The organism is Faecalicatena orotica (assembly GCF_003149245.1).
Taxonomy (GTDB): Bacteria; Bacillota; Clostridia; order Lachnospirales; family Lachnospiraceae; genus Faecalicatena_A; species Faecalicatena_A orotica.
The window spans coordinates 149,443-174,829 of sequence record NZ_QGDL01000011.1 but is presented as its reverse complement, the minus strand read 5'-3'; the positions used below and the strand labels follow the sequence as shown (position 1 = coordinate 174,829).

29 protein-coding genes are annotated in these 25,387 nt (G+C 46.3%); 24 read left to right on the top strand and 5 right to left on the bottom strand.

The annotated features are described in order from the left end of the window. Positions 1-12: 12 nt before the first annotated feature. The 6 genes from A8806_RS18015 to A8806_RS17990 are packed head-to-tail and all read left to right on the top strand — an operon-like array spanning position 13 to position 4,927. Positions 13-192 (top strand): chorismate--pyruvate lyase, encoded by a 180-nt coding sequence (locus A8806_RS18015; RefSeq protein ID WP_109732545.1) that lies wholly within the window; start codon positions 13-15, stop codon positions 190-192. A 32-nt stretch (positions 193-224) separates the two neighbouring features. Further along, positions 225-1,535, top strand: a complete 1,311-nt coding sequence (locus tag A8806_RS18010; protein ID WP_109732544.1) for an amidohydrolase — start codon at positions 225-227, stop codon at positions 1,533-1,535. A gap of 44 nt (positions 1,536-1,579) precedes the next feature. After that, positions 1,580-2,965 carry an AmmeMemoRadiSam system protein A gene (amrA, locus tag A8806_RS18005; protein ID WP_109732543.1) on the top strand — a complete coding sequence of 462 codons (1,386 nt, stop codon included), beginning with the start codon at positions 1,580-1,582 and terminating at the stop codon, positions 2,963-2,965. 24 nt (positions 2,966-2,989) lie between these two features. Beyond that, on the top strand, positions 2,990-3,817 hold the full coding sequence (amrS, locus tag A8806_RS18000; protein ID WP_109732542.1) for an AmmeMemoRadiSam system radical SAM enzyme: 828 nt from the start codon (positions 2,990-2,992) through the stop codon (positions 3,815-3,817). 13 nt (positions 3,818-3,830) lie between these two features. Beyond that, the gene (locus A8806_RS17995; protein WP_109732541.1) at positions 3,831-4,304 is read left to right on the top strand and encodes a YaiI/YqxD family protein; all 474 of its coding nucleotides are present in this window, start codon (positions 3,831-3,833) and stop codon (positions 4,302-4,304) included. A gap of 38 nt (positions 4,305-4,342) precedes the next feature. Beyond that, complete coding sequence (locus A8806_RS17990; RefSeq protein WP_242996171.1) at positions 4,343-4,927, top strand: cyclase family protein; 585 nt, start codon at positions 4,343-4,345, stop codon at positions 4,925-4,927. A gap of 24 nt (positions 4,928-4,951) precedes the next feature. On the opposite strand, the gene yaaA is transcribed toward A8806_RS17990, so the two are convergent. Genes yaaA through A8806_RS17975 form a run of 3 tightly spaced genes read right to left on the bottom strand, consistent with a single transcriptional unit; the run spans position 4,952 to position 6,599 of the window. After that, entirely contained in the window at positions 4,952-5,740 is a 789-nt protein-coding gene (yaaA, locus tag A8806_RS17985) for a peroxide stress protein YaaA (RefSeq protein WP_109732539.1), read from the bottom strand. A 4-nt stretch (positions 5,741-5,744) separates the two neighbouring features. Continuing rightward, complete coding sequence (locus tag A8806_RS17980) at positions 5,745-5,981, bottom strand: helix-turn-helix domain-containing protein (protein ID WP_109732538.1); 237 nt, start codon at positions 5,979-5,981, stop codon at positions 5,745-5,747. 12 nt (positions 5,982-5,993) lie between these two features. After that, the gene (locus A8806_RS17975; protein WP_109732537.1) at positions 5,994-6,599 is read right to left on the bottom strand and encodes a hypothetical protein; all 606 of its coding nucleotides are present in this window, start codon (positions 6,597-6,599) and stop codon (positions 5,994-5,996) included. 263 nt (positions 6,600-6,862) lie between these two features. Between A8806_RS17975 and A8806_RS17970 the strand changes: the two genes are divergently transcribed. Continuing rightward, on the top strand, positions 6,863-7,483 hold the full coding sequence (locus tag A8806_RS17970) for a Maf family protein (protein ID WP_109732536.1): 621 nt from the start codon (positions 6,863-6,865) through the stop codon (positions 7,481-7,483). Beyond that, positions 7,480-7,668, top strand: a complete 189-nt coding sequence (locus A8806_RS17965; protein ID WP_109732535.1) for a DUF6472 family protein — start codon at positions 7,480-7,482, stop codon at positions 7,666-7,668. Before A8806_RS17970 ends, A8806_RS17965 begins: the two co-directional genes overlap by 4 nt. A gap of 93 nt (positions 7,669-7,761) precedes the next feature. Here the strand turns inward: A8806_RS17965 and A8806_RS17960 are convergent, their stop codons facing one another. Next, on the bottom strand, positions 7,762-8,316 hold the full coding sequence (locus A8806_RS17960) for a M48 family metallopeptidase (protein ID WP_109732534.1): 555 nt from the start codon (positions 8,314-8,316) through the stop codon (positions 7,762-7,764). A 79-nt stretch (positions 8,317-8,395) separates the two neighbouring features. On the opposite strand from A8806_RS17960, the gene A8806_RS17955 reads away from it, so the two are divergent. From A8806_RS17955 to A8806_RS17935, 5 genes are all read left to right on the top strand, one after another. Then, positions 8,396-9,076 (top strand): response regulator transcription factor, encoded by a 681-nt coding sequence (locus tag A8806_RS17955; protein ID WP_109732533.1) that lies wholly within the window; start codon positions 8,396-8,398, stop codon positions 9,074-9,076. Positions 9,077-9,098: 22 nt separating this feature from the next. Further along, the gene (locus A8806_RS17950; protein WP_109732532.1) at positions 9,099-10,034 is read left to right on the top strand and encodes a sensor histidine kinase; all 936 of its coding nucleotides are present in this window, start codon (positions 9,099-9,101) and stop codon (positions 10,032-10,034) included. Positions 10,035-10,141: 107 nt separating this feature from the next. Then, positions 10,142-10,822, top strand: a complete 681-nt coding sequence (locus tag A8806_RS17945; RefSeq protein ID WP_109732531.1) for an ABC transporter ATP-binding protein — start codon at positions 10,142-10,144, stop codon at positions 10,820-10,822. Then, positions 10,819-13,281: an ABC transporter permease gene (locus A8806_RS17940; RefSeq protein ID WP_109732530.1), complete on the top strand. Its 2,463-nt coding sequence runs from the start codon at positions 10,819-10,821 to the stop codon at positions 13,279-13,281. The genes A8806_RS17945 and A8806_RS17940 overlap by 4 nt, the downstream gene beginning before the upstream one ends. Positions 13,282-13,356: 75 nt before the next feature. After that, positions 13,357-14,256 carry a DUF2238 domain-containing protein gene (locus A8806_RS17935; protein ID WP_109732529.1) on the top strand — a complete coding sequence of 300 codons (900 nt, stop codon included), beginning with the start codon at positions 13,357-13,359 and terminating at the stop codon, positions 14,254-14,256. A gap of 58 nt (positions 14,257-14,314) precedes the next feature. Here the strand turns inward: A8806_RS17935 and A8806_RS17930 are convergent, their stop codons facing one another. Then, entirely contained in the window at positions 14,315-14,998 is a 684-nt protein-coding gene (locus A8806_RS17930; protein ID WP_109732528.1) for a TMEM164 family acyltransferase, read from the bottom strand. Positions 14,999-15,671: 673 nt separating this feature from the next. On the opposite strand from A8806_RS17930, the gene A8806_RS17925 reads away from it, so the two are divergent. The 11 genes from A8806_RS17925 to A8806_RS17875 all read left to right on the top strand — a co-directional run bounded on the left by A8806_RS17925 (position 15,672) and on the right by A8806_RS17875 (position 25,312). Then, positions 15,672-16,334: a F0F1 ATP synthase subunit A gene (locus A8806_RS17925; protein ID WP_109732595.1), complete on the top strand. Its 663-nt coding sequence runs from the start codon at positions 15,672-15,674 to the stop codon at positions 16,332-16,334. A gap of 44 nt (positions 16,335-16,378) precedes the next feature. Continuing rightward, complete coding sequence (gene atpE, locus A8806_RS17920; protein WP_109732527.1) at positions 16,379-16,603, top strand: ATP synthase F0 subunit C; 225 nt, start codon at positions 16,379-16,381, stop codon at positions 16,601-16,603. 69 nt (positions 16,604-16,672) lie between these two features. Next, positions 16,673-17,176, top strand: a complete 504-nt coding sequence (atpF, locus tag A8806_RS17915; protein ID WP_109732594.1) for a F0F1 ATP synthase subunit B — start codon at positions 16,673-16,675, stop codon at positions 17,174-17,176. Continuing rightward, a complete protein-coding gene (gene atpH / locus A8806_RS17910) occupies positions 17,154-17,690 on the top strand; it encodes an ATP synthase F1 subunit delta (RefSeq protein ID WP_109732526.1) in 537 nt (178 codons plus the stop codon). Before atpF ends, atpH begins: the two co-directional genes overlap by 23 nt. 5 nt (positions 17,691-17,695) lie before the next feature. After that, the gene (gene atpA / locus A8806_RS17905) at positions 17,696-19,204 is read left to right on the top strand and encodes a F0F1 ATP synthase subunit alpha (RefSeq protein WP_181368772.1); all 1,509 of its coding nucleotides are present in this window, start codon (positions 17,696-17,698) and stop codon (positions 19,202-19,204) included. Between the two features lies 1 nt (position 19,205). Continuing rightward, the gene (gene atpG, locus A8806_RS17900) at positions 19,206-20,096 is read left to right on the top strand and encodes an ATP synthase F1 subunit gamma (RefSeq protein WP_109732524.1); all 891 of its coding nucleotides are present in this window, start codon (positions 19,206-19,208) and stop codon (positions 20,094-20,096) included. 70 nt (positions 20,097-20,166) lie between these two features. Continuing rightward, on the top strand, positions 20,167-21,564 hold the full coding sequence (gene atpD, locus A8806_RS17895) for a F0F1 ATP synthase subunit beta (protein WP_109732523.1): 1,398 nt from the start codon (positions 20,167-20,169) through the stop codon (positions 21,562-21,564). A 12-nt stretch (positions 21,565-21,576) separates the two neighbouring features. Continuing rightward, a complete protein-coding gene (gene atpC / locus A8806_RS17890) occupies positions 21,577-21,993 on the top strand; it encodes an ATP synthase F1 subunit epsilon (RefSeq protein ID WP_109732522.1) in 417 nt (138 codons plus the stop codon). 198 nt (positions 21,994-22,191) lie between these two features. Next, positions 22,192-23,811: an EAL domain-containing protein gene (locus A8806_RS17885; protein ID WP_109732521.1), complete on the top strand. Its 1,620-nt coding sequence runs from the start codon at positions 22,192-22,194 to the stop codon at positions 23,809-23,811. A gap of 4 nt (positions 23,812-23,815) precedes the next feature. Further along, positions 23,816-24,448, top strand: a complete 633-nt coding sequence (locus A8806_RS17880) for a 4'-phosphopantetheinyl transferase family protein (protein WP_109732520.1) — start codon at positions 23,816-23,818, stop codon at positions 24,446-24,448. A 69-nt stretch (positions 24,449-24,517) separates the two neighbouring features. Beyond that, a complete protein-coding gene (locus A8806_RS17875; protein WP_109732519.1) occupies positions 24,518-25,312 on the top strand; it encodes a M15 family metallopeptidase in 795 nt (264 codons plus the stop codon). The last annotated feature ends 75 nt before the right edge of the window (positions 25,313-25,387 follow it).

The following is a 25,387-nucleotide window of genomic DNA, read 5'->3' as shown; positions in this document are numbered from 1 at the left end:
AGGAGAAAAGGGATGCTGACATGTACTTATATAGTAGAAAGAATTGACGGCGATTATGCTTTGCTGCGAAGGACGGATGAGACAGACCCGAAAGCGGAGCCGAAGCTGGTGGCGAGGGTGCTTTTGCCTATGGAGATTAGGGAGGGCAGTAGGCTGTTGTACGAATATCTCCAGTACAGCATTATTGATTAGTACACCCCATGTTAGAGGGAGGAATGGTAAAAATGGCAGATAGACAGGGTGCAGACAGGGACGTGGCAGCGTTTTGTGATTGGTTTCAAAGGAACAGCGGGGAGATGATACGGACGGCGGATGATATTTTCCGGCATCCGGAGCTTTCCGGGGAGGAGGTTTATTCTTCCAGACGTCTGGCGGATTTCCTTGAGGAAAGAGGGTTTGAGATCAGGTGGAATGTTGCAGGATTCGAGACTGCGTTTATCGCGGAGTGGGGCAGCGGGAAGCCGGTGATCGGATTTCTGGCTGAATACGATGCTCTCCCCGGACTGGGACAGGAACCGGTGGCTGAATACGAGCCGTCCGGCGGGCCGGGACACGGGTGTGGCCACAATCTTCTTGGTACGGCATGTGCCGGGGCCGCCTGTGCACTAAAAGAGCAGATGGAAAACAGCGGTACTGCTGGAACGGTCCGGGTGTATGGATGTCCGGCGGAGGAAATCGTAATCGGTAAGATTCAGATGAATGAGGCCGGTGTATTTGATGACCTTTCCGTGGCTGTGACATGGCATCCTTTTGACAGGAACCGGGTGAGCTACGATATCTGGCAGGCGCAGGATGTAAAAAATTATAAGTTTTACGGGACGGCGGCCCATGCGTCAAAACATCCCGAGCTGGGGCGCAGCGCGCTTGACGCGGCTGAACTTATGAATGTGGGCGTGAATTATCTGCGGGAACATGTGGCAGATGATGTGCGGATGCACTACACGTACACAAATACAGACGGACCAGCCAACATTGTCCCGGATTATGCTGCAACAAATTATTTCATCCGTTCCGGCAAACGTTCCCGGACGGAAAATGCGTCCATGCGTGTGGATGACTGTGCAAAGGGCGCGGCACTGATGACCGGTACGAGAGTGGAAATCGAGCTTGTGACGAGTAATAAAGAAATGAAGGTGAACCGGACACTTTCGGAAATATTTTTCCATGTTATGGAGCAGGTTCCGGTACCGGAGTACACGAAGGAGGAAGTTCAGTTTGCAAAGAAGGTAAGCCAGGCGGCAGGCCTTGAGAATGACGGTGTCTATTTTTCGGGGCTGGAGCCTCTGGAGGAGGAACCGGTATTGCTGTCTATCGGAACCGATGTTTCTGATGTGAGCCATACCGTGCCGACGGTCATGTTAAGCGCCCAGGCGATGTGCAAGGGGACGCCGCTCCACCACTGGTCCGCTGCGGCTCAGGCCGGGATGGGCATCGGGCAGAAGGGGATGCTGTATGTGGCGGAGTGTATGGCACTTGGCAGCTGGATTCTGGTGAAGCATCCCGAAAAAATCGAAGAAGCGTGGAAGGAAATGTAAAGGACAGATACTCTCGATTCATTATTCACAAAGGAGGTCATGTTATGGGGATTACTGCAGCATTTATGGTACCGCATCCGCCGCTGATTGTGCCGGATATCGGGCGGGGGGAAGAGCAGAAGATTAAAAGGACAATTGATGCTTACCGGAAGATTGCGGAACGGATCGGGCAGCTCCAGCCGGAGACGATCGTTTTGACAACACCGCATCAGGTTATGTATGCCGATTATTTCCACATTTCCCCGGGAAAAGGTGCGAAGGGAGATTTCGGACAGTTTGGCGCAGGGCATGTTAAAATGGAAGTCCGGTATGACGAAGCGTTTGTGGAACATCTCTGTGGACTGGCCGATGCACATGACCTGAATGCGGGGACGCTGGGGGAGCGGGACAAACGTCTGGATCACGGAACGATGGTACCGCTTTACTTTGTAAATCAGTTCTGGAAAGAATATAAACTTGTCCGGATCGGTTTATCAGGCCTTCCTCTCACAAAGCACTATGAACTTGGACAGTGTATCAAAGAAACAACGGAGACACTGGGGAGAAACGTCGTACTGATAGCAAGCGGTGATTTATCACACCATCTGAAGGAGGAAGGACCTTACGGATACAGGAAAGAGGGACCGGAATATGATGCGCGGATCATGGAGGTAATGGGGCGCGGAGAATTCGGGGAACTGCTGGAATTTTCGGAAGATTTTTGTGAGAAGGCGGGAGAGTGCGGACACCGGTCGTTTACTATTATGGCCGGAGCGCTGGATGCGGCCGAAGTGGTTGCAGAGAGGCTGTCTTATGAGGGCCCGTTTGGTGTAGGATATGGTGTCTGCGGTTATGCAGTCTGCGGAAGAAATCAGGAACGGAATTATAAGGATCAGTATGAAAAGAAGGAGCGGGAGCGTGTGCTTGCCGGACAGAAGAAAGAGGATGCTTATGTGCAGCTTGCGCGCAGGACGATTGAGGCGTATGTGCGTACAGGGGAAATGATTCCGGTTCCGGAAGGGCTGCCGGAGGAAATGTACAGAAAGAGGGCGGGAGTATTTGTTTCGATCAAGGAGGAGGGTCGGCTGAGGGGCTGTATCGGAACAATTCAGGCGGCGCAGCCTTCCCTTGTGCAGGAGATCATTGAGAATGCAGTCAGTGCATGTTCGCGGGATCCGAGGTTTCCTGCGATAGGACGGGAGGAGCTGGATAAACTGTCAATCAGCGTGGATGTCCTCGGAGATACAGAAAAGATCAGTTCTGCAGAGGAACTGGACGTAAAGCGCTATGGCGTTGTTGTGACCAGAGGGTATAAAAGAGGGCTCCTGCTTCCGAATCTGGACGGTGTGGATACGGTTGAGGAGCAGATTGCGATTGCAAAAAGGAAAGCGGGGATCGGAGAAAATGACGGGGTGAAGCTGGAACGTTTTGAGGTTGTACGGCATTACTGATTTGAAAAGGGGGATGAATGGACGATGAAAGTAATCTGTCAGGTATGTATGCACCACTGCCAGCTTGAAGAAGGCAAAAGCGGTATCTGCAAGGCAAGAAAGAACGAAGGTGGAAGTATCGTTTGTTCAAACTATGGGCAGGTGACATCACTTGCCCTTGACCCGATTGAGAAGAAGCCCCTCCGTATGTTCCGTCCCGGGACGATGATTTTGTCGGCCGGAAGCTACGGATGTAATCTGCGGTGTCCGTTTTGCCAGAACCATGAGATATCAATGGCTGGGGAAATAGATTCAGAGACTTTGTACCTCTCTCCACAGGATCTGGCAGATAAGGCGGCGGAATACAGATCAATCGGCAATATAGGAATTGCCTACACATACAATGAACCACTGGTCGGCTATGAATATGTGCGGGACACGTCCAGACTGGTAAAGGAGGCGGGGATGGTAAATGTTCTGGTAACCAATGGTTCTGCGAGCCTTCCGGTGTTGGAAGAGATTCTTCCATATATCGATGCCATGAACATCGACCTGAAGGGTTTTTCACAGGAATATTACCGGAAACTGGGCGGTGATCTTGAGACGGTAAAGAACTTTATCGAACGGTCCGCACAAACCTGCCATGTGGAACTCACGACGCTGATCGTCCCGGGGGAGAATGACAGCACCCGTGAAATGGAAGCAGAAGCCGGGTGGATCGCCTCCCTGAATGCAGAAATCCCCCTCCACGTGACACGTTTTTTCCCGCAGTACCATATGAAAGACCGCCCGGCGACTGATGTCGAAAGGGTATATGAGCTGGCGGATACGGCACGGAAGTATTTGAAACATGTATTTGTAGGGAATTGTTAAAGAAAGGTGGAAAATGAAGATCATCGTAGACGCAGATGCCTGCCCGGTGGTAGGCATCGTTGAGAAAACCGCTGAAAAAGAAAACATACCGGTTATATTAGTCTGTGACACGGCGCATATCTTCCAGACTTCATACAGTCAGGTAGTAACCGTAGAAAAAGGAGCCGATTCCGCAGACTTTAAAATCGTTACCCTGTCAGAAAAAGGAGACATCGTAGTCACCCAGGATTACGGCGTAGCCTCCATGTGCCTTGGAAAAGGCGTGTTTCCTATACATCAGAGCGGAAAGTGGTATACACTGGAAAACATAGACCAGATGATGTTTGAACGCCATATCGCGAAAGAAGTCCGCAGGAAGTCAAAGAAAAATCACTTAAAAGGACCAAGGAAACGAACGAAGGAAGACGATGAACATTTTGAAGAATCACTAATCCGGCTGATCGGAAAAGTTCAGAATATTCAGAAAACGGACCGCAAAAGGGTCTGACCCCTTTGCGGAAAACAGCCGTTTTAGGCAGAGAGGAATTGAAAATAGGGATGGAATTGTTTGATATTACGAGAGAATTGTTCAGTTCAAGGGTTTATCCGGGAGACCCGGCCCCGGAGTATGACAGGATTATGGAAGTGAAGAATGGGGATGCCTGTAATCTGACTTATCTGAAAATGTGCGCGCATAACGGCACGCATATGGATGCACCGAGGCATTTTCTGGATGAGGGGAAATCGATTGATGAGTTGCCGCTTGAGCAGGTGATGGGTGCCTGCCATGTGCTAAGGTATGATGGAGAACTGGATGGGGAAACTGCAAAAATGCTAATATCGGGCAGGGGGAAGAAAATTCTCTGGAAGGGAGATGTGGTTTTTTCGGAGGATGCAGCCGGGGCATTTGCGGAAGCGGGACTTGAACTGGTAGGAGTTGAGAGCCAGACTGTGGGACCGGTGGACGATACGGAAGGCGTGCATAAGATCCTGCTTGGGGCCGGTATGGCTATTTTAGAAGGACTTGATCTGGAAGAGGTGGAAGAGGGAGCATATTTCCTGTGTGCCCAGCCGCTGAAATTAGCGGGATGCGACGGGGCGCCGTGCAGGGCGGTGTTGGTCAAAGAATGATGAGCGGCAGGTGTGCCCGCCGCTCTATAGTGTAAGGTCCTCATCCTTTTTATCTTTGGTTTTCAAAAATATGTATTCACTGTCATTGGAAAGGTCTTTCGAAAATGCATAGCCGAGCCGGTCAAATTCCCGGACGCCGGTTATTTTAGTTACTTGATTTTCGGCCATCCAGCGCACCATCTCCCCGCGGGCCATTTTTGCCTGGGTTCCCTTTACTTTTACTTTCCCGTTTGTCTCTTCGCCGAATATGCAGGTGACGCAGGATACGGGGGGAGCGATATAAGGAAGGACTGCCTTGCTGTATTCAGCGGATGCCAGATTGAGTATCTGGAGATCACTGGCGTCTGTATCTTGTACCAGTTTGTCGTAAATCTTATTTTCCCAGAATTGATAGAGATCTTTTTTATCATCTGTCTTTAACTTTGCCTGCATTTCCAGACGGTAGGGAATGACTCCGTCCGTGGGAGCGAGGATTCCGTAGAACCCGGATAAAATGCGGAGATGTTCAGAGACGTAATTCCATTGTGCATCTGAAAAGATGTGGGGTGCCATGTACTGGTACTGAATCCCCTCGTAGGCAATAAGCGCCGGGGTGAGGTTTTTGTTCAGATTGTATGTATGGAGGCGCTCATAATTTAAGTCGGCCAGCTTATCGCTGCACTGCCATAACTTCTTCAGGTCTTCGCGCGCCATTTCCTTCAGCATGCTTTGGATCAACCTTGTCTCTTCCATAAATACCGGCAGGGTAAGCGTACAGTCATATTCGTCGATGATATTCATTTTTTTGGCAGGCGAAATAATAATTTTTATCATAAGTTTATCCTTTCTCTTTGTCAGTCCTCATCGGGCAGTCTTCTATATATTCCAGAATATCTCCGGGCTGGCACTTAAGTTCTTTACATATGGCTTCCAGCGTTGAAAACCGGATTGCCTTAACCTTGCCAGTTTTTAAATTGGACAGATTTACATTGGTGATCCCTACTTTTTCAGCAAGCTCTTTTAAGGAAATCTTCCTGTCAGCCATGACACGGTCTAATCTTAGTATAATTGCCATAGGTATTTCTCCTTATAACGTTTCATCAGATTCCTGTTGGAGGTAACATCCCCTTGCAAAAATATCCGCCAGAAGAAATGTAAATATTCCAGCCAGAATCCAGCTCGGTTCATATGGATTCACACAGTTGAACCGGTGGAGGTTAACAACATTTACGCTCACCTGTATAAGCAATTTGCTTAATGAACCCATACAAATCATAATAATCCCTATTTTCTTAATGCAGGATGTCGTTCCGGCAGTAAACGGCGTATAGGAACCTTTCAGATTTTTGAATAGGATTCTCCCCAGATTTATGATCACGAGTAAAGGGATATCTTTAAACAGGAAGCCGGCAATAGTTATGGAAAGTGCAAACAGTTTACCGTTGGTGATTCCGTCATATACTGCCAGATAATCAAAGGGAATTCTGTAGTAACCAAAGAGTCCCGGGAAAATATAACGACTTTCATTAGCCGATACTTGAATGGCGGAAGCCGGCTGTGATGCAAAGTAAATGATATTTACAACACTTGCAAGAGTTCTGTACACAAAAAATATGAAAAGAAAGCAGAACAGAACGCGGGCGAGACTAAGATGCCATAGAGGCGGAGGGGATATGGTTTTATTTTCACTCATTATAGAAAGCTCCTTTCTTTAAAAACGGCAGGTATAGGCTGCGATTCTTTAATAAATCATATTGGCAGGGTTCCTTAATTAAAGTATATGTGAGTGGTTATAGAAAGCCAATAATTTATTAATGATAAACGATAATATTTTATCCTTGACATAACGATATTGTAGTATCAAGAGAAGTCATGGTACAATAGCACTATAATGTCGGGGTAAAAGAAGTTTTGTCTCTGACACCATATTATTGAAATAAGAGAGGACATTTTACAATGAAGAAAATAATACTTGCCTCCGCCTCTCCGCGCCGCAGAGAACTGCTATCGCAGATTGGGCTGGAGTTTGAAATCGTGATAAGCCATAAAGAGGAAAGCTATGAAAGTACCAGGCCGGAAGAAATCGTGAAAGAACTGGCACTGATGAAAGCAGAAAATGTGGCTTCCGAATTGAGGGAAAAAGGGGGACTGGAAGACACCGTTGTGATCGGGGCAGATACGATAGTAGCTTTGGACCAACAGATACTGGGCAAACCAAAGGACGAAGAAGATGCATATCAAATGCTCACCAGCCTTCAGGGAAGGTCCCATCAGGTATTCACCGGCGCAGCCATCCTGGATTTTGACCAGACCGGAAACTGTCAGGTAAGCAGCCATGCTGTGGAGACCAGAGTGTACGTACATGAGATGGACAGACAGGAAATACTCTCATATATAAAAAGCAAAGAACCAATGGACAAGGCCGGGGCATACGGAATACAGGGGAAATTTGCCGCCTATATTGATAAAATAGAAGGAGACTATTATAACGTAGTTGGACTTCCGGTTTCGTATATATACCAGCAATTAAAGAAAACCGGAATTACCCAATCACCGAAAGGGGCAGCAGATAAATGAAAAAACGTGAGGCATCAAACTGCGAATATTGTATGAACTATGAATATGATGAAGATTACGAATGCTACATCTGTACACAGAATCTGGATGAAGATGAAATGGTGCGGTTTGTGAAGGGGGACTTTCATGAGTGCCCCTATTATCGTGGTGGAGACGAATATAAAATCATCAGGAAACAGATGTAACTTATAGGGGTCAGACCCCTTTGCGGCCCACTTTCAGAATATTCTGGAATATGAAATAAAAAAGTTTCTAAAATGCTGAACTGTGTCTATCATCTACACAACAGTCCAGAGGGAACGTCCGTTATCACGAAGCCATTTCTGAGATTTTTTATAGTCGGGGAGTATAGACTTCACGATTGCATAAAATGCCTGAGAGTGATTCATTTCTCTGCGGTGGGCAAGTTCATGGACCACAATATAGTCCAGAACTTCCTCAGGAGCAAAGATCAGTCTCCAGTTGAAGTTTAAGTTTCCTTCGCTCGAACAGCTGCCCCAGCGGGTTTTCTGCTCACGGATAGTGATACGGCCATATGTTACATTCAGAATGGAAGCATAATAAGCCGTTTTCTGCGTAAAAATATCCCGGGCAATTTTAATATAGCGGTTTCGTTCCTGTACAGAAAGAAGATTTTTCATAACAGGCGGATTTTGCATGGCCTTATTAACATGCTTAAGAATCCAGGATTCTTTCTCATTGAGAAAGCATTCAATTGTAGATTTAGGGCAGCGTTTCGGGGCGCGGACCTTTACACTGCCATTCGGTGTGATTTGAATGGCAAGAGTCTTGCGGCTGCTGTAAATAATTTCGTATTTAAACGGATGTTTCATAAATATCACCTCGTCAATATTTTAACAGGGGACGTAGTAAACTTCAAGAAGGCTACGTCCCCAATAAGGAGGTTTTTGGGTGAGGGTTTTGGTTATTGAGGATGATGTTGCTCTTGCGGAAGGGCTAAAACTGAATCTGGAGCTTGCCGGTTACCAGCCGGATGTTGTGTATGGGGTTAAGGAGGCGGAGAGATTTCTTGACGAATGTCAAGTGGATCTGCTTCTTTTGGATGTGAATCTGCCGGACGGGAATGGGGTTGTTTTTGCAAGGGAACTGCGCGGCAGGATGGATATTCCGATTATTTTCCTGACGGCGAGGGATCTGGATGAGGATATGATTGTCGGGTTTCAGGCAGGCGCGGATGATTATATTACGAAGCCTTTTAATGTACAGGTGCTGATTCAGCGGGTGAATGCCGTGCTGCGGAGGTATCAGGCGGTTCAGGAGGAAGCGGCGCGTTTGTCGGTGGGGAATCTGGTGATTGATTTCGAGAGTTATACGGTAATGAAAAATGGAGATGTATTATCGCTGACGCCCACGGAGTTTAAATTGCTTGTTAAGTTCTGCCAGAATCCGGGGATTGTTTTGACGAGACAAGTACTGCTCGACGAATTGTGGGATAAAGAGGAAAACTATGTGGATGAGCATACGCTGACTATTTTTGTGAGCAGGCTCAGGTCGAAGATATCTGATGAAACGTATTCCTATATTAAGACGGTGTACGGGACAGGGTATCGGTGGATCGGCGAGGAGATCTGATTAGAGAAGGCGGGAATGGAAGATGAGTAACGGTCTGGTTCTGGCAATCGCCGCAGTTTTACTGTGTGCGGTTTGTATTTGGGCGGGTGTCTGGATTTATATGAGAAGGAAATATGTGGATTTTACAAATGCGGTCTGTGGCTCCATCGATCAGATTTTGTCAGGAGAGGGAACAGGGGACTTTGATTTTGATGACGAAAGCCTCCTTTCTAAGATTCAGATGAGACTGGAAAGTCTTGCGGATATTACTGAGGCTGCGGCCCGTGAGAGTGAAGAGCAGAAGAAGCAGGTGCAGAGTATTGTCTCAGATATTTCCCATCAGTTAAAAACGCCGATCGCCAATATTACGATGTATTCTGATACGGCTTTGAGGCCGGAGCTGTCTGAGGAGACAAGGCAGCAATGCCTCAGGACTCTGAAAAATCAGGTGAGAAAACTGGATTCGCTGATCCAGTCTCTTCTTCAGATGTCGCGTCTGGAGAATGAGATTATTGTACTGCATCCCCGGGAAAATGTGCTGAAGAATACATTGTTCGAAGTGGCCGAGAGTATCCGGCTGCGTGCACAGAAGAAAGGAACGGAGGTTACATTGGAGTGTCCTGAAAATCTGCACGTATATTATGATGAGAAGTGGACTGCAGAAGCAATATTTAATATTGTGGATAACTCCGTCAAATACACAGGCGACTGTGGAAAAATCAGGATCTGTGCGGAGCCCTTGGAAATTTATACGAAAATCACGGTAGAGGATAACGGCACGGGGATAGCGCCGGAGCATATAAATGACGTATGCAGGCGGTTTTTCAGGGAAGAAAAATCAAGCAGTATAGAGGGGGTTGGAATTGGCCTGTATCTGACAAGAGAAATTATAACGAAACAAAACGGATATCTTAAGATAAAGTCCGAAGAGGGAAAGGGGACAAGCGTATCTGTATATCTTCCGAATCAGGGAAAATAGGGGGATAAAAGAAAACTAAACAATTCTTTGTTTTTTCGAGAGGTTTTTGAAACAATTCTCTGTTATTCTTATTTCAGGTCGAAAATACAGACAAAGGAGTGTGTAACATGAGTATACTGAAAACGGAAGATCTGAAAAAGTATTACGGGGAAGAACCGAATATTGTGCGTGCGCTGGACGGCGTGTCACTGGAGATAGAAGAAGGTGAGTTTGTCGCGGTTGTAGGAACATCGGGAAGCGGAAAATCCACCCTGCTTAACATGATGGGCGGACTGGATAAGCCGACGGAAGGGAAGGTCATCATTGGGGGGAAGGATTTATCCGGGATGGACGATGAACGGCTGACGATTTTCCGGCGCAGGAGGATCGGGTTTGTCTTCCAGAATTACAACCTGATTCCCATTCTGAATGTCTATGAGAACATCGTACTTCCGGTGGCGCTGGACGGCGAGACACCGGACGGGACATATATAAATAAGATCATTTCCCTGCTGGGCCTTGAGGAAAAGCTTGGGGAAATGCCAAACAATCTGTCAGGAGGACAGCAGCAGAGGGTTGCAATCGCCAGGGCTCTGGCATCAAAGCCGGCGATCATACTTGCTGATGAACCAACCGGAAATCTGGATTCCAGAACCAGTCAGGATGTACTGGGCCTGATCAAGATGACGAGCAGACAGTTCCACCAGACCGTTGTTATGATTACCCACAACGAAGAAATTGCACAGCTTGCAGACCGGACGATCCGCATTGAGGATGGCCGGATCAGGGAAAGCAGGTGGAATGCATGAGCCGTAGTGTGAAAGGAAAAATAGCCGGTAATAATAACGGGAAGACTGTATGGGAGCTGGCAGTCAACAGTGTGAAGAGCAGCAGGCTGCGTAATTTCTTTATTATAGTTACCATCACGCTTTCCGTCAGTCTGCTGATGGTCATGTCTTTATTTTATGCTTCCATGAATACGGAACGTTCACGTCAGGTCGCAGAAATGCAGCATGTGGTTTACTATGGTCTGGACAGAGAACAGATTCAGGAATTTGCACAGGATAAACGTACGGAATTCGTCCTCGGGATGAAACGTGGACAGAGTATGGAAGTGGACGGGAAAATGGTTCAGCCGGTATGCTACGACAGTAAACCGGCAAAGGATGAGGGAGTTCACATAAAGACCGTGACTCCGGTAAAAGGACACGAACCGCAGAAAGCAGACGAGGTAATGCTTTCGGATGCACACTGCAGGGCACTTGATATAGAAGATAAGCCGGGGGAAAAGGTTTCCTTTACGTTTCTGGACGGGACGACGGAAGAGTTTGTCATATCAGGTATCTATCATGTGGATGGAAATCCAAAGCTTTTCAGCATTATACTTTCACAGACATATGGCGAAAGCGGTTCTCAGCTGAAAGATATGACATATGACGGCATTGTAAGGATTCATGGTGCGGATAAAATGAACCAGTCGGGATTTCTTGACACAATCCGTGCGATGGGTTCCGATTATAAAGTAGAAAGAAAAAATATAAACGAGAATAACTACTTCCTGAATACCCTGCCAGGCGGTGATATGGAAAGGCAGCAGAACATCATGGTTATCTGTGTTGCCATCGGAATCTTGTTTGTCAGTGTACTCGTGATCTACAGTGTCTTCTATCTGGCAGTGGTTGGGAGAATCCAGCAGTTCGGACAGCTGCGGACCATCGGAATGACAAAGAAACAGATCCGCAGGATGGTGCGCTATGAGGGGCTGGTTCTGTGCAGTGTCGGAATTCCGGCAGGTCTGCTGATCGGAAGTACGGTCAGCTACTTTATCAAACCTGCAGGCTGGAGCTGGAAAAATACTCTGCTTATAGGGGCCTGTGTAGTAGTGGCGGATATCATAACGGTACTTCTTTCGATCAGGAAACCGGCGCTGATTGCATCCTCGATTTCACCTGTCGAAGCAAGTAAGTTTTCCGGAGTAGAGGAAAAAAGAAAAAAGAAACAGAGTCAAACTGTAAAACCCCGGACTGCAGGCAAAAAATTGTACCGCAAAATTACTCCTGTCAGCATGGCATCAATGAACCGCAGCAGGAATAAGAAAAAAACAGTACTGACAATGGTTTCTCTCGGAATAGGCGGGGTTCTGTATATGCTGGCGGCTTTTTTTACGATAGCTACAGATCTGGAAGAATATGCCCGGCAAGGGTCCTATAAATACGGAGAGTTCGTCATCAACCTATCCTATAATCTGGCAGAGACAGCGGATCATGGATATACAGACATCCAGATGAATAATCCGATTAATGAAGACCTGATGCAGAAAGTACAGGCGATTGATGGCGTAGAAAAGATAAGAATCGGCCAGAAAGCAAGTACAAAGTGGGAAGCAAAAGGAGATAACGATGAGGACAGCATGGCATCTTTCACCAGAGAAGAAACAGATAAGCTCAGTACTATGCTTGAGGAAGGCAGCATTGACTATGATACCATGCTGAAAGGTGATTCTGTTCTTATACAGTATAATGAAGTACAACAGGAAGTATTCGGATGGGGCTATCAGGTCGGTGATAAGGTGAAACTGTCATGGTATGATGGCCAGACAGAGAAAGAAAAAGAATTTACTGTTGCAGGGATTCTCAATACAAATGACTATGTAAATTACAGCAATAATTTCTCCGCTTTTATTTTGCCGGAAGAGATACTTGCAGAAATGACGAACGGAATGAACCTGAACCATGAAATGATCGTGAAGGTTGACCAGACAAAAGAAAGTGAGGTTGAAAAGCAGCTGGACGCTGTTCTTGAGGATTACCCTGCCCTTACAATGGGGACCCTGCGGGAGATAGCAGCAGAAGGGGAAAGTTCATTCGCCATACTCAATTCAGTTATGATCGGACTCAGCATCTTTATTGTGGCATTCAGTATCCTGAATATGCTGAATACGATTATTACCAATATTCTGACAAGAAAAAGAGAGTTTGCCATGCTGCAGTCTGTAGGAATGACAACAAAACAGCTGTTTCACATGATTCAGGCCGAAGGGCTGATGCTGACGGCTGGAAATCTGGTGATCACACTTATACTAGGAACGGCAGCCGGGTATGCAATGGTGCGGATAATGCAGTATTTTGGGGCAGACTATATGCACTTTCACTTTCCGTGGCTTATGTTTTTTGGATATGCCGTATTCACCGCAATCGTACCGGTCATTGTATCATCCGTAATGCTGCGTGGATTCCGCAAAGAAGCGCTGGTTGACAGATTAAGATAAATTCCTTGCATAAATCAGTAAATGTCCCTATAATAGGAGGATAAATGTGGACTGATTTTAAAGGAATGGTATGAAATGAAAAATAACGACAAAAGGGAAAAACACTTCTTCCGCAACATGTGGAAGGCTCTGGGCATGGAACTTCGGGAGCATAAAAGCTCCTTCATAGTGTATTTTATTTTACGCCTGCTGGTCATCATCATGATGATCCTGCAAATATTCAACAAAAATTATGAAAATGTGTTTTTATGCATTTTGACGCTGCTGCTTTTAGTTGTTCCCAGTCTTGTACAGGTGACCATGAAAATAGAACTCCCGACGACGCTTGAGATCATTATCCTCGTGTTTATCTTTGCGGCGGAGATTCTGGGTGAGATTCGGGAATTCTATATTGTGTTTCCTTTCTGGGATACGGTTCTGCATACGCTGAACGGGTTCCTCGCGGCTGCAATAGGTTTTTCCCTTGTTGACCTCCTCAACAGGAGTGAAAAGATGGTTTTCAAGCTTTCGCCTCTGTTTACGGCAATTGTCGCTTTCTGCTTTTCCATGACAATCGGCGTCATCTGGGAGTTCTTTGAGTTCGGAATGGATCAGATTCTGGGATATGACATGCAGAAAGATACGGTGATCCATACGATCCGCTCGGTTATGTTAGACCCGGCGGGGGGAAATAATGTCGCCGTTATCGATAATATAAAGAATGTGACAGTCAATGGAAAGGACCTGGGGCTTGGCGGTTATCTGGATATTGGCCTGGTAGATACGATGAAAGACCTTATGGTAAATTTTGTCGGGGCGGTCGTCTTTTCCGTAATTGGTTTCTTCTATGTGAAGAACCGCGGGAAAGGATCGGTTGCCAGAAGATTTATCCCGCGCAAGAAAAAGGCGGAGAGGGATTTCCTGAAGATTGTAGAGGCTGAAGAGGTAGAAAAAGAGAATCTTGAGAAAAAGAGTACAGGCACCCCTCAGAATTGAGGATGCCTGTACATTTTTTTTGTATGTTTATGCAAAATAGTATAATCAGTTTTTACTTTCAATGCCTGAAAAAATGTTGATAACAACGGGCAGCCAGGCGCCAGATGTGAAAAAGGATGCATGCCCCGAGAATGGTTGTGAGGATATACAGGATGATTGCCGGAATATTACCAATATAGCCGGCCAGTGTGGAAAAACCGATCTGCTGCATTTCATAATCCGGGTTGATATAGAACATATTGATATCTCCGAAGCGGTCAAACAGCAGATTGATTCCTGTGGCGACTGCACAGCAGCCCAGGTAGATAAAAGTACTGTTTCTAAACAGCCGGCGGCCGGGCATATGGTTTTCTGCAATACACGCAGCGCCGGCGGCGATCCCGGTTATGATTAGAAGGACGTGCCACAGATAGGAGTGGACCGTCAGTGCCGGAACCGGATAGTGGAGTCCGCTTGTATCCGCAAAAACGGCTGTCCCGCCAAGCAGGCTGTAATTCATTAAGAATGACAGCAGGGCAGGGCGTATATGTGTATTCTTTACCCAGGGAAGGACCAGCAGAACATACATGGCGATACTGCAGAGCTGGAAAGGGAAATACCACCAGTCATAGACCCCCCTGTTGACGATGAAGGTCAGACAGCACTGCTTCCATACTTCGCTGAATGCCATAATCATGCCGCAAAAAAAGAAAAAGCGGTTGAATTTAATACTGGTTTTGTTTTTCGTTTCAAACGTACTCATTTTTATCTGCCCCCTGATGCCTTCAGTCAGGCGTCGTTTAACCTTTTGTCTCTGGCATTATTATAATTCAAATATGATAAAAGTGCACATCAAATCTGCGGCATAAAGGAATGTTCTTCATATTCATTTTTACCGCTGCCACATAAAACTATTTGCTATTTTAATATATAACAGGAATAAAGAGGAAGATTGGCAGTATAATGTAGAAATAAGGGCCGGGGGATTAAGAAATTGCTAAAGTTTCCATAACCATTGTGAAAACATAGACATAGTGATGGATATAATGACGAAATGTATTGGGACCATCAATATCGCATTTGTGCAAAATGACTTTGAAATTATTTTGGAAATGTAAAAAATAAAAAAATAAAGATTAAATTTATATAAAAATCATAAATTTCGAGATTTAAAAGAAGGAAAATTTGGATAAAAAAGGTCAATGTGGGTCGACAAATAGCATCATTTTTTTATCGTTGACAAACGAAAAATTTGGGCGTAATCTTTATTTAACTTTTAAGAGAACAAAATCTTAAGAGTGAGCGGCGGTGAGGGAATTTCAGGTGAAGAAATTCTTTTTTTATGCAAGAAATAATCATGGGTGAAAGAATTACCGCTGCATTAAATATTTAAAAGAAAGGGAGGGAGCGATACGGAAAGTTTAACAGAGAAGTTGCTGGAGGAGCTGAACTGTGAGACCGTGTTTACAATACCTATATTCGGGGGAATCGGCGTATCAGAAGCGGTAGTCGTAACATGGGTGATCATGGCTGTGCTGGTCGGGCTGTCAATTATCTTCGTCCGGAACCTGAAGGTTGAGAATCCGGGCAGGAAGCAGATTGTGCTGGAGTCGGCTGTTGGATGGGCTTCGGACTTCTTCGAGGGCATCATAGGGAAAGAGAATAAGAGATATATTCCTTATCTTATTACAATAGTTCTCTATCTGGGTGTTTCCAATATTATCAGTCTGTTTGGGTTCAAGCCGCCTACCAAGGATTTGAACGTGACAGCGGCGCTCGCGATTATGAGCATGTTCCTGATTGAATATTCAGGCATACATAAAAATGGAGTAAAGCATTGGATGAAGCATTTTGCAAAGCCGGTGCCTGTAGTTGCACCGATTATGATTCTGGAGATTGTAATCCGTCCGTTGTCTCTTTGTATGCGGTTATTCGGTAATGTGCTCGGAGCATTTGTCATTATGGAGCTTTTAAAAGCCATTGTGCCGGTTTTGGTGCCTATACCGTTTAGTTTTTATTTTGATATATTTGACGGTCTTTTGCAGGCATATGTGTTTGTATTCCTTACGGCATTGTTTATGAATGAAGAACAAGAGTAGAGGAATTCTGAAAGAAATTTTTGAAAGAAAAGGAGATTTGTATTATGGGAACAATTATAGCTATTGGAGCAGGAATCGCAGTTTTAACAGGTGTAGGAGCAGGTATCGGTATTGGTATTGCAACAGGGAAAGCAGCAGATGCAATTGCAAGACAGCCAGAGGCTGAAAGCAAGATTAGCAAGACACTGATCCTTGGATGTGCGCTCGCCGAAGCAACTGCTATTTACGGTTTTATTATCGGTTTGCTGATTATTTTACTTTTGAAATAATAGATCACAGGTGTATCCGTTCATATTTCTGAACAGATACCATAAAAACAGGAAAGGCAGGTGGGACAGGTGCTGCAATTAAATGTGAACCTTCTCTTTACCATAATAAACCTTGTTGTTCTTTATCTTTTGTTGAAAAAGTTTTTGATCAAACCGGTAACTGATATCATGGAAAAGCGTGAGAAACTGATTGCGGACGGCTTAAACGAGGCAAGCAGTGCCAGGGAAGAAGCCGCAAAGCTTAAAGTTGAGTATGAAGCAGCCCTTACGGGTGCCAGAGACGAGTCTGTGAAGATCGTGGAAAAGGCACAGACGCAGGCAAAGGCCGAGTATGAGCGGATTGTAAGCGAAGCCGGCGTAAAAGCAGGCGGCATGCTGGATTCTGCGAAGGCACAGATTCAGTTAGAACGGGAGCAGACAATGAAGGCCCTGCAGTCAGAGATTGCAGGACTTGCGATGACAGCAGCTGCCAGAATTGTAGGCGAAAAGACAGAGAATCAAGGAAATCAGGACATATATAATCAGTTTCTGGAAGAAGCAGGTGACGCTCATGAAGACACAGACAAACACTAACATCCAGTACTGCCCGCAGGCGGCGGTAAGATATGCAAAAGTGTTGTATGAGTTGAATATTTCCAAAGAAGCCATACAGAAAGCAAAGGATATATTCACAGAAGTTCCCCAGTTAAACGATGTGTTCGTAAATCCGACTATCAGAGAGGAACAGAAACTGAGAGTGATCGACCAGGTATTTCCCGAAGAAATCAGGAATTTCCTGAAGGTGACATGCCAAAATCAGAGGATGGACCTGATCGGGGATATTTTCGTATCATATGACAGGTACTGCGATGAACAGAACAGGGTTCTGAATGCAGTGCTGACTTGTGTAGAACCTCCAAGTGAGGTACAGCTAAAAGAAATGAAGGCGTTTCTTTGCAGGAAATATAATGCCGTTGAGGCAAATATTGAAATCAGGACGGATCACGCTCTGCTGGGAGGCTTTGTGTTAACGGCCGGCAGTGATGAGTATGACTGGAGCCTGAAAGGACGCCTGAATAGATTAGAACAAAAATTGACCTGGAGGTGAACAAGGTGAGTTCAATCAATTCAGATGAAATTATTTCTATTCTGAAAAATGAAATAGAAAATTTTGATACAATCAGCAAGGACAGTGAGGTCGGTACGGTTATTACTGTAGGAGACGGTATAGCCACTGTTTATGGAATTGATCACGCCATGTACGGGGAGATTGTGACTTTTGAAAACGGGCTGAAGGCGATGGTTCAGGATATCCAGAAGGATTCTATCGGATGTATCCTCTTCGGACATGATACCGAGATTAAGGAAGGCACAAAAGTGACCCGGACTGGGAAAAAAGCCGGAGTTCCGGTTGGTGATAAATATATAGGAAGAGTTGTTAACTCTCTGGGTGCGGCGATCGACGGGAAGGGCGAGATCGAGGCTGATGATTACAGGCCGATTGAGCAGGAGGCACCGGGAATTATAGACAGGAAGTCAGTCAGTGTGCCGATGGAGACAGGTATTCTGTCAATCGACGCCATGTTCCCGATCGGGCGTGGACAGAGAGAACTGATTATCGGAGACAGGCAGACGGGAAAGACTTCCATTGCCCTGGACACGATTATCAATCAGAAAGGAAAAGATGTTGTCTGCATTTATGTTGCGGTCGGGCAGAAGGCATCTACTGTAGCCAAGGTTGTGAATACGCTGACGACGAATGGCGCTATGGATTACACAATTGTTGTTTCCTCAACTGCAAGTGACTGCGCTCCGCTCCAGTATATCGCACCTTATGCAGGAACTGCGATGGCGGAACATTTTATGCATCAGGGGAAAGATGTCCTGATCGTTTATGATGATTTATCAAAACATGCGGTTGCATACCGTGCATTATCCCTTCTGCTCGGACGTTCTCCGGGACGTGAGGCATATCCGGGAGATGTATTCTACCTTCATTCAAGACTGCTGGAGCGCTCAAGCCGGCTGAGTGATGCATTGGGCGGAGGTTCCATCACGGCTCTCCCGATTATCGAGACGCAGGCAGGTGATGTATCTGCTTATATACCGACCAACGTAATTTCCATCACAGACGGCCAGATTTTTCTGGAGAGTGATTTGTTCTTCTCGGGAATGAGGCCGGCGGTCAACGTAGGTCTGTCCGTATCCCGTGTCGGCGGTGCTGCCCAGACGAAGGCGATGAAAAAGGCTTCAGGAAGTATCCGTATCGATCTGGCGCAGTACAGAGAAATGGAAGTGTTTACACAGTTCAGCTCTGACCTTGACGCTGCCACAAAAGAGCAGCTGGAATACGGCGGCGGCCTGATGGAGCTTTTAAAACAGCCTCTGTGCCATCCGCTTTCCCTGCATGAAAAGGTTATCACCCTCTGTGTAGCTACACATAAGGTGCTGCTTGGTATTGAAAAGAAGAAGATCAAACAGTTTCAGGCAGATATGTTAAGCTATTTTGATACACAATATCCGGAGATCGGGAAAGAGATAGAAGAAACAAAGGCCCTGACCGACGAGCTGATTGGAAAGATCGTGGAAGCAGCGAAGGAATTTAAGAAGAGCAGGTGTTAATATGGCAAATATCAGAGAAATACAGACCCGTATAAACAGCGTAAAGGATACGATGAAGATTACGAACGCTATGTATATGATTTCTTCTTCCAAAATGAAACAGGCAAAGAAGAAGCTGTCTGATACAGAGCCGTATTTCTATGGCCTGCAGGGTGAGATTTCCAGAATCCTGCGCCATGTCCCTGATATTGAACATCCGTATTTTGACTTGAGGGAGAAGATCCCCGCTGAAAAGAGGAAGATCGGCTCCATTGTCATAACTGCGGATAAAGGACTTGCAGGGGCATACAACCATAATATCATCAAGCTTGAAGAAGAACTGCTTAGCGGGCCCGGGGAACATAAACTATTCGTTGTCGGAGAACTGGGAAGACACTATTTTGCCAAACATAAGGTGGAAATTGATACAAACTTCCAGTATACAGTCCAGAAGCCGACGATGCACCGTGCTAGAAATATCTCATCCGTCATTCTGGACCAGTTTGAAATGGGGCAATTGGATGAAGTATACATGATTTACACCCGCATGGAAAACTCTGTGCAGTCAGATGCTGAAAAAGTAAGACTTCTCCCGTTGGAGAGGGCTTCCTTTAATAAGATGATTATGCCTCTGAACATGTACAGGGAAGAAATAGAACTCTATCCATCCGCCAAAAGCGTCATGGACAGCATCATTCCGAATTATATAACAGGTATGGTCTACGGCTGTCTGGTAGAGGCCTATGCCAGCGAGCACAACGCCCGTATGATGGCAATGAAGGCTGCAACAGACAGTGCCGAGAGTATCATCAAAGATTTATCTACCTTATATAATAGGGCACGGCAGGCTGCCATCACCCAGGAAATTACCGAGGTATGCAGCGGGGCAAATGCCCAGAAACGGAAAAAGTAAAATATTCTGACAATGGAGTGCAAAGGGGTCAGACCCCTTTGCACTCACAAATAAGGAAGTGAGAACGATTATGAATAAAGGACGAATTGTACAGGTCATGGGACCTGTCGTTGACGTAGTATTTGAAGACGGCAATCTTCCTTTTATCAAAGATGCGCTTGAAGTTGAAAATAGTGGTAAGACGTGCATCATGGAGGTCGCACAGCATCTCGGGAATAATGAGGTGCGCTGTCTGATGCTTGCTGCCAGCGAAGGGCTGCATAAAGATATGGAAGTGACTGCTACCGGGGAAGGCATCAAAGTACCGGTTGGAGAGCAGACACTGGGCAGATTGTTTAATGTTTTGGGGGAAACCATCGATGATGGCCAGCCTCTTGAAACGAATCAGAAATGGGTGATCCACAGAGATCCGCCGAGTTTTGAGGACCAGAGCCCGGTTATTGAAATTCTGGAAACAGGTATCAAGGTTATTGACCTTCTGGCGCCTTATGCAAAAGGCGGTAAGATTGGCCTTTTCGGTGGTGCCGGTGTAGGTAAGACCGTACTGATTCAGGAATTGATTCGTAATATTGCTACAGAGCACGGCGGTTATTCTATTTTTACAGGAGTCGGTGAGCGTTCCCGTGAAGGGAATGACTTATGGACGGAGATGAAGGCTTCCGGGGTTCTTGAGAAGACTGCCCTGGTATTCGGACAGATGAACGAGCCGCCCGGAGCACGTATGCGTGTTGCGGAGACAGGGCTTACAATGGCTGAGTATTTCAGGGATAAAGAGCACCAGAACGTGCTTCTGTTTATTGACAATATTTTCCGTTTTACCCAGGCTGGTTCCGAGGTATCCGCACTTCTCGGACGTATGCCTTCAGCCGTAGGCTACCAGCCGACCCTTGCTACAGAAATGGGTGAGCTGCAGGAGCGTATTGCATCGACAAAGAACGGTTCCGTTACATCCGTACAGGCCGTATATGTGCCTGCCGATGACCTGACTGACCCGGCCCCGGCCACAACGTTTGCACATCTGGATGCGACAACAGTATTGTCCAGAAAGATCGTAGAGCAGGGGATCTATCCTGCAGTCGATCCTCTGGAATCCAACTCCCGTATTCTGGAGGCTGATATTGTCGGAGAGGAACACTATGAAGTGGCCAACCAGGTAACGGCAATCCTCCAGAAATACAAGGAACTGCAGGATATCATTGCAATTCTGGGTATGGAAGAACTGTCAGATGAAGATAAAGCGGTCGTTATGCGTGCAAGAAAGATCCAGAGATTCCTGTCACAGCCATTCTATGTTGCTGAGACATTTACCGGAATCCCGGGTAAATACGTGCCGCTCAAAGAGACAATCCGCGGTTTCAAAATGATTATCAGCGGCGAGATGGACCAGTATCCGGAATCTGCATTTTTCAATGTAGGAACAGTTGAAGATGTCATTGAGAAAGCAAAGGCGGAAAGTGCCGCAGAATAGAGGTGTATGCATATGGATACATTTGGGCTGAAAATAATAGCCAGCGACAGGGTGTTCTACGAAGGCCGCTGCAGAAAGCTGACTCTTCCGGCTCCCGACGGGGAGATGGGAATTCTGGCGAATCATGAGAACATGGTAATTGCCGTAACAGTCGGGGATGCCAGAATGGAGATCGAAGAAGGAAACTGGGTGGACGTTGCAGTTGGCGCGGGTTTTGCCGAGGTCGTGAACAATCGTGTTACGGTGCTCGTGGACACTGCCGAGCGCCCGGAAGAGATCGATGTGCGCAGGGCCGAGGAAGCAAAAGAGCGTGCCGAGGAGCAGATGCGGCAGAAGCAGAGCATTCAGGAATACTACCGGACCCAGGCATCACTGGCGCGGGCAATGAACCGGCTGAAAGTGTCACAGGGACAGAAATGGAATTTGTAGCAAAGGGGTCTGACCCTTTTGCGGATCAAAGACAGAATATTCTGAAAACGGAGGGCAAAAGGGTCAGACCCCTTTGCGCCTCCGTTTTTTGCTTCTTGCAATTTAAATAAGATTATACTACAATAATCATATCTGTACTTTAGTCAGTCCAGATGGTATTTATAACTGTTATCTAGTGAAATCAGGGGAGAAGAATCCATGAGTGAGAAGTATAAACAACGTTCTATCATTGAGATTATGAACGACGTATTAAGCACGATACGCGACTACTATGATTCGGAATATGTTTATTATATAGAAAAAGAAGAGGATGATATCCTCGCAATCTATGAGTGGTGTGCAGAGAATGTTCCGTGGCAGAGAGACCGTATCAAGATGCTGGATGCTGATCAGCTGCCGAGGTGGATCAGGCAGGAGATTACAGATACAACCGAGGCGGACTACAGTGTATTCCGTCCTTTAGATGATGATGTGACGGCTGTATTGGCAGCGGTTGGAGTACACAGGGGGGGATGCGACCTTTCGCTTATGCGTGCGGTCATTCCGTATATCTCTCAGGCGATCGTGCTCCAGAAGATGCAGAAGCAGCAGGAATATCTGAGTTACCATGATGACCTGACAGGTCTTTTGAACCGCAACAGTTTTGTCGGGTATCTGGCAGAGGTAAAGCAGGAGGAACTTAAGTCGCTGGGTGCGCTGTCCGTTGATATTAATGGGCTGAAGAATTTCAATAAAGAGTTCGGCCGGGAATACGGGGATGAGGTTGTCATCCGTGTCGGTGAAGTTCTGGAAGAGTACTTCCGCGGGGCGATGGTGTTCAGGCTGACCGGTGATGAATATCTGGCGATTATGGAAGACGTCTCTTACGAGGACTTTATGAAGCATGTTCACGGCGCGCATAATAAGCTGGAGAATATCAGTCTCGGACTCGTAACGATGGGGTATGCATGGGAGAAGGTTGACATCGATGTGGACAGCCTTGTTGCACATGCCGAGAATATGATGCGCGAGGAGAAGCAGAAGTACTACAAGCATCTGAAAAAAGGCCATCACGAGCCGATCATTAAGCAGGACCTTCTGGAAGACATTGAACATGGCAGCTTTATCGTGTGCTTTGTCCCCAAAATGGATGTAATGACAGAGGAAGTCGTCGGGGCCGAAGCGGTAGTGCGCTACCACCATAAGGATCTTGGGATCGTAGACCCGGGAAAATATATTACACTTCTGGAAGAGACGAAGCTGTCACACTTCCTTGACTTATATGTGTTCGAACAGGTCTGTAAGACCTTGAGGAAATGGGAACTGGAAGACATGCCAATGCTTCCTGTTTCTGTAAACTTTGCGGGGGCCACACTCCGTGAGGAAAGTGTTGCCGAAAAGATGCTTTCCCTGGTAGAAAAGTACCGGGTTTCCTGCGAATATCTGGAAGTAGAGGTTTCCGAATCCTATACGGATATGAATCAGGAGATGCTGGCCGAGACCAGCAATAAGATAAGAAAAGAAAATGTAAGGGTTGTTCTGGATCATTTTGGAGCAAAAGATTCCAGCTTTTCCATTCTTTCCATTATGGAGTTTGACGGGCTGAAGCTGGACAAGAGTCTGGTTACCAATATTGTGGGGAATAACAGAAGCCAGATCGTTGCGAAAGCAGTGATCGATGTGTGCCGCCAGCTCGGCGTGCACGTGGCGGCGGCCGGTGTGGAGACACAGGATCAGCTGAATGTATTGAAAGAGCTGGGCTGTGATTATGCACAGGGAACTTTATTTAATAAGCCTATTACCATTGATACATTTGAAGTACGGTATATGAAGGGATAAGGCGATGATTAGAACCTGGATTGCCGACATCACACCGTTATATGATGAAGCACATTACCGCAAGTATTACAGGCAGCTTCCTAATTTCCGGAAAGAAAAGGCTGACCGTATGCGGTTTCAGGAGGGGAAGGCGCAGAGCGCCGGAGCCTGGACACTGCTTCAGAGTATCAGAAAAGAATATGGAGTGAAAGAACAGGCAGCATTTAATCTCTCGCATTCGGGGGATTTTGTGCTGTGTTCTGTTGATACAGACGGAGGCCTTAATACTCAGGTCGGATGCGACATTGAGAAGATAAAGGAAGCAAATATGAAAGTCGCGGGCCGATTCTTCTGCCCGTCGGAATATGAAGAGATCCTAAGGCAGGAGAGCGCGGCAGAAAAAAGTGATGTCTTTTACCGTTTCTGGGTGCTGAAGGAAAGTTTCATGAAAGCAACGCGTCAGGGAATGGCGCTTGATATGAAAAGTTTTGAAATTGGGCTCGGCTGCCCGCCCGTTCTGAAGCGAAAGCCGGATGAGTTTCCGCGCAGCTATTATTATTGCGAATATAAGCTGGACGGGGTACCTTATAAAATAGCAGTTTGTTCCACAGAGAAAAAGATAGATACTGAAATACATACAGAACTGAGATTTGACTAGAAGAGTCGTGTCTCATGTTTTGTAAATCAAGTGAGCAGTGGTATATGACGGCTCATTAGGAGGCAGATTATGAGTGTGAAGATGAACCGAAAGATAAAGAGGGCCCTGGCATTCGGGGCGGTTGCGGGTGCCGCACTTGGCGTGCTGATTACATTTGCGGCTGCAAGTAAGGCGGTCGATAAGAAGGCAGAAGCTTTCGCCAAGACTGAGAAGACATTGAAAAAAGAAAAAAAGGCTCTTGAGGAGCAGGTCGAAAAGCAGAAGTCGATAGAGGCTGCGGCCACTCTGTCAACAAAAGGCACAGATGACTGGGAGCTTTTGCTGGTGAACGATAACTATCCGTTGGATCAAAAGTATGAACCAGAGCTGGAAGAGATAGCAGAGGGACGTTCAGTTGACGCAAGAATTGCGGAAGACACAAAAAAGATGCTTTCTGACGCAAAGGAAGCCGGCCTGAAGATGTATGTCCTTTCTGCTTATCGTAACTATGAAGATCAGAAGACGGTGTTCAATGAAACGATGGGGGACTGGATCAATCAGGGCAGCACCTATCTGGATGCCTATGAGGAGACTAAGAAATCTGTAGCAATACCCGGATATAGTGAACATGCAACCGGGCTGGCAATGGATATCGTTTCCGAAGATTATCAGGACCTGGATGACAAACAGGCTGATACAAAGGAATCCAAATGGCTTGCAGAAAACTGTTACAAGTACGGTTTTATCCTCCGTTATCCGTCTGACAAGTCCGACATCACAGGGATCGTGTACGAGCCGTGGCATTACCGCTATGTGGGTAAAGAGGCAGCAAAAGAGATTATGGAAAAGAATATCACACTCGAGGAGTATCTGGGGGTTGCATAAGCGCATAAATTGTCGTTGACGGGTTCTGGTGTATTTGCTAAAATGAAGAATAGGGAAAAAGATAGGTTTATGAAG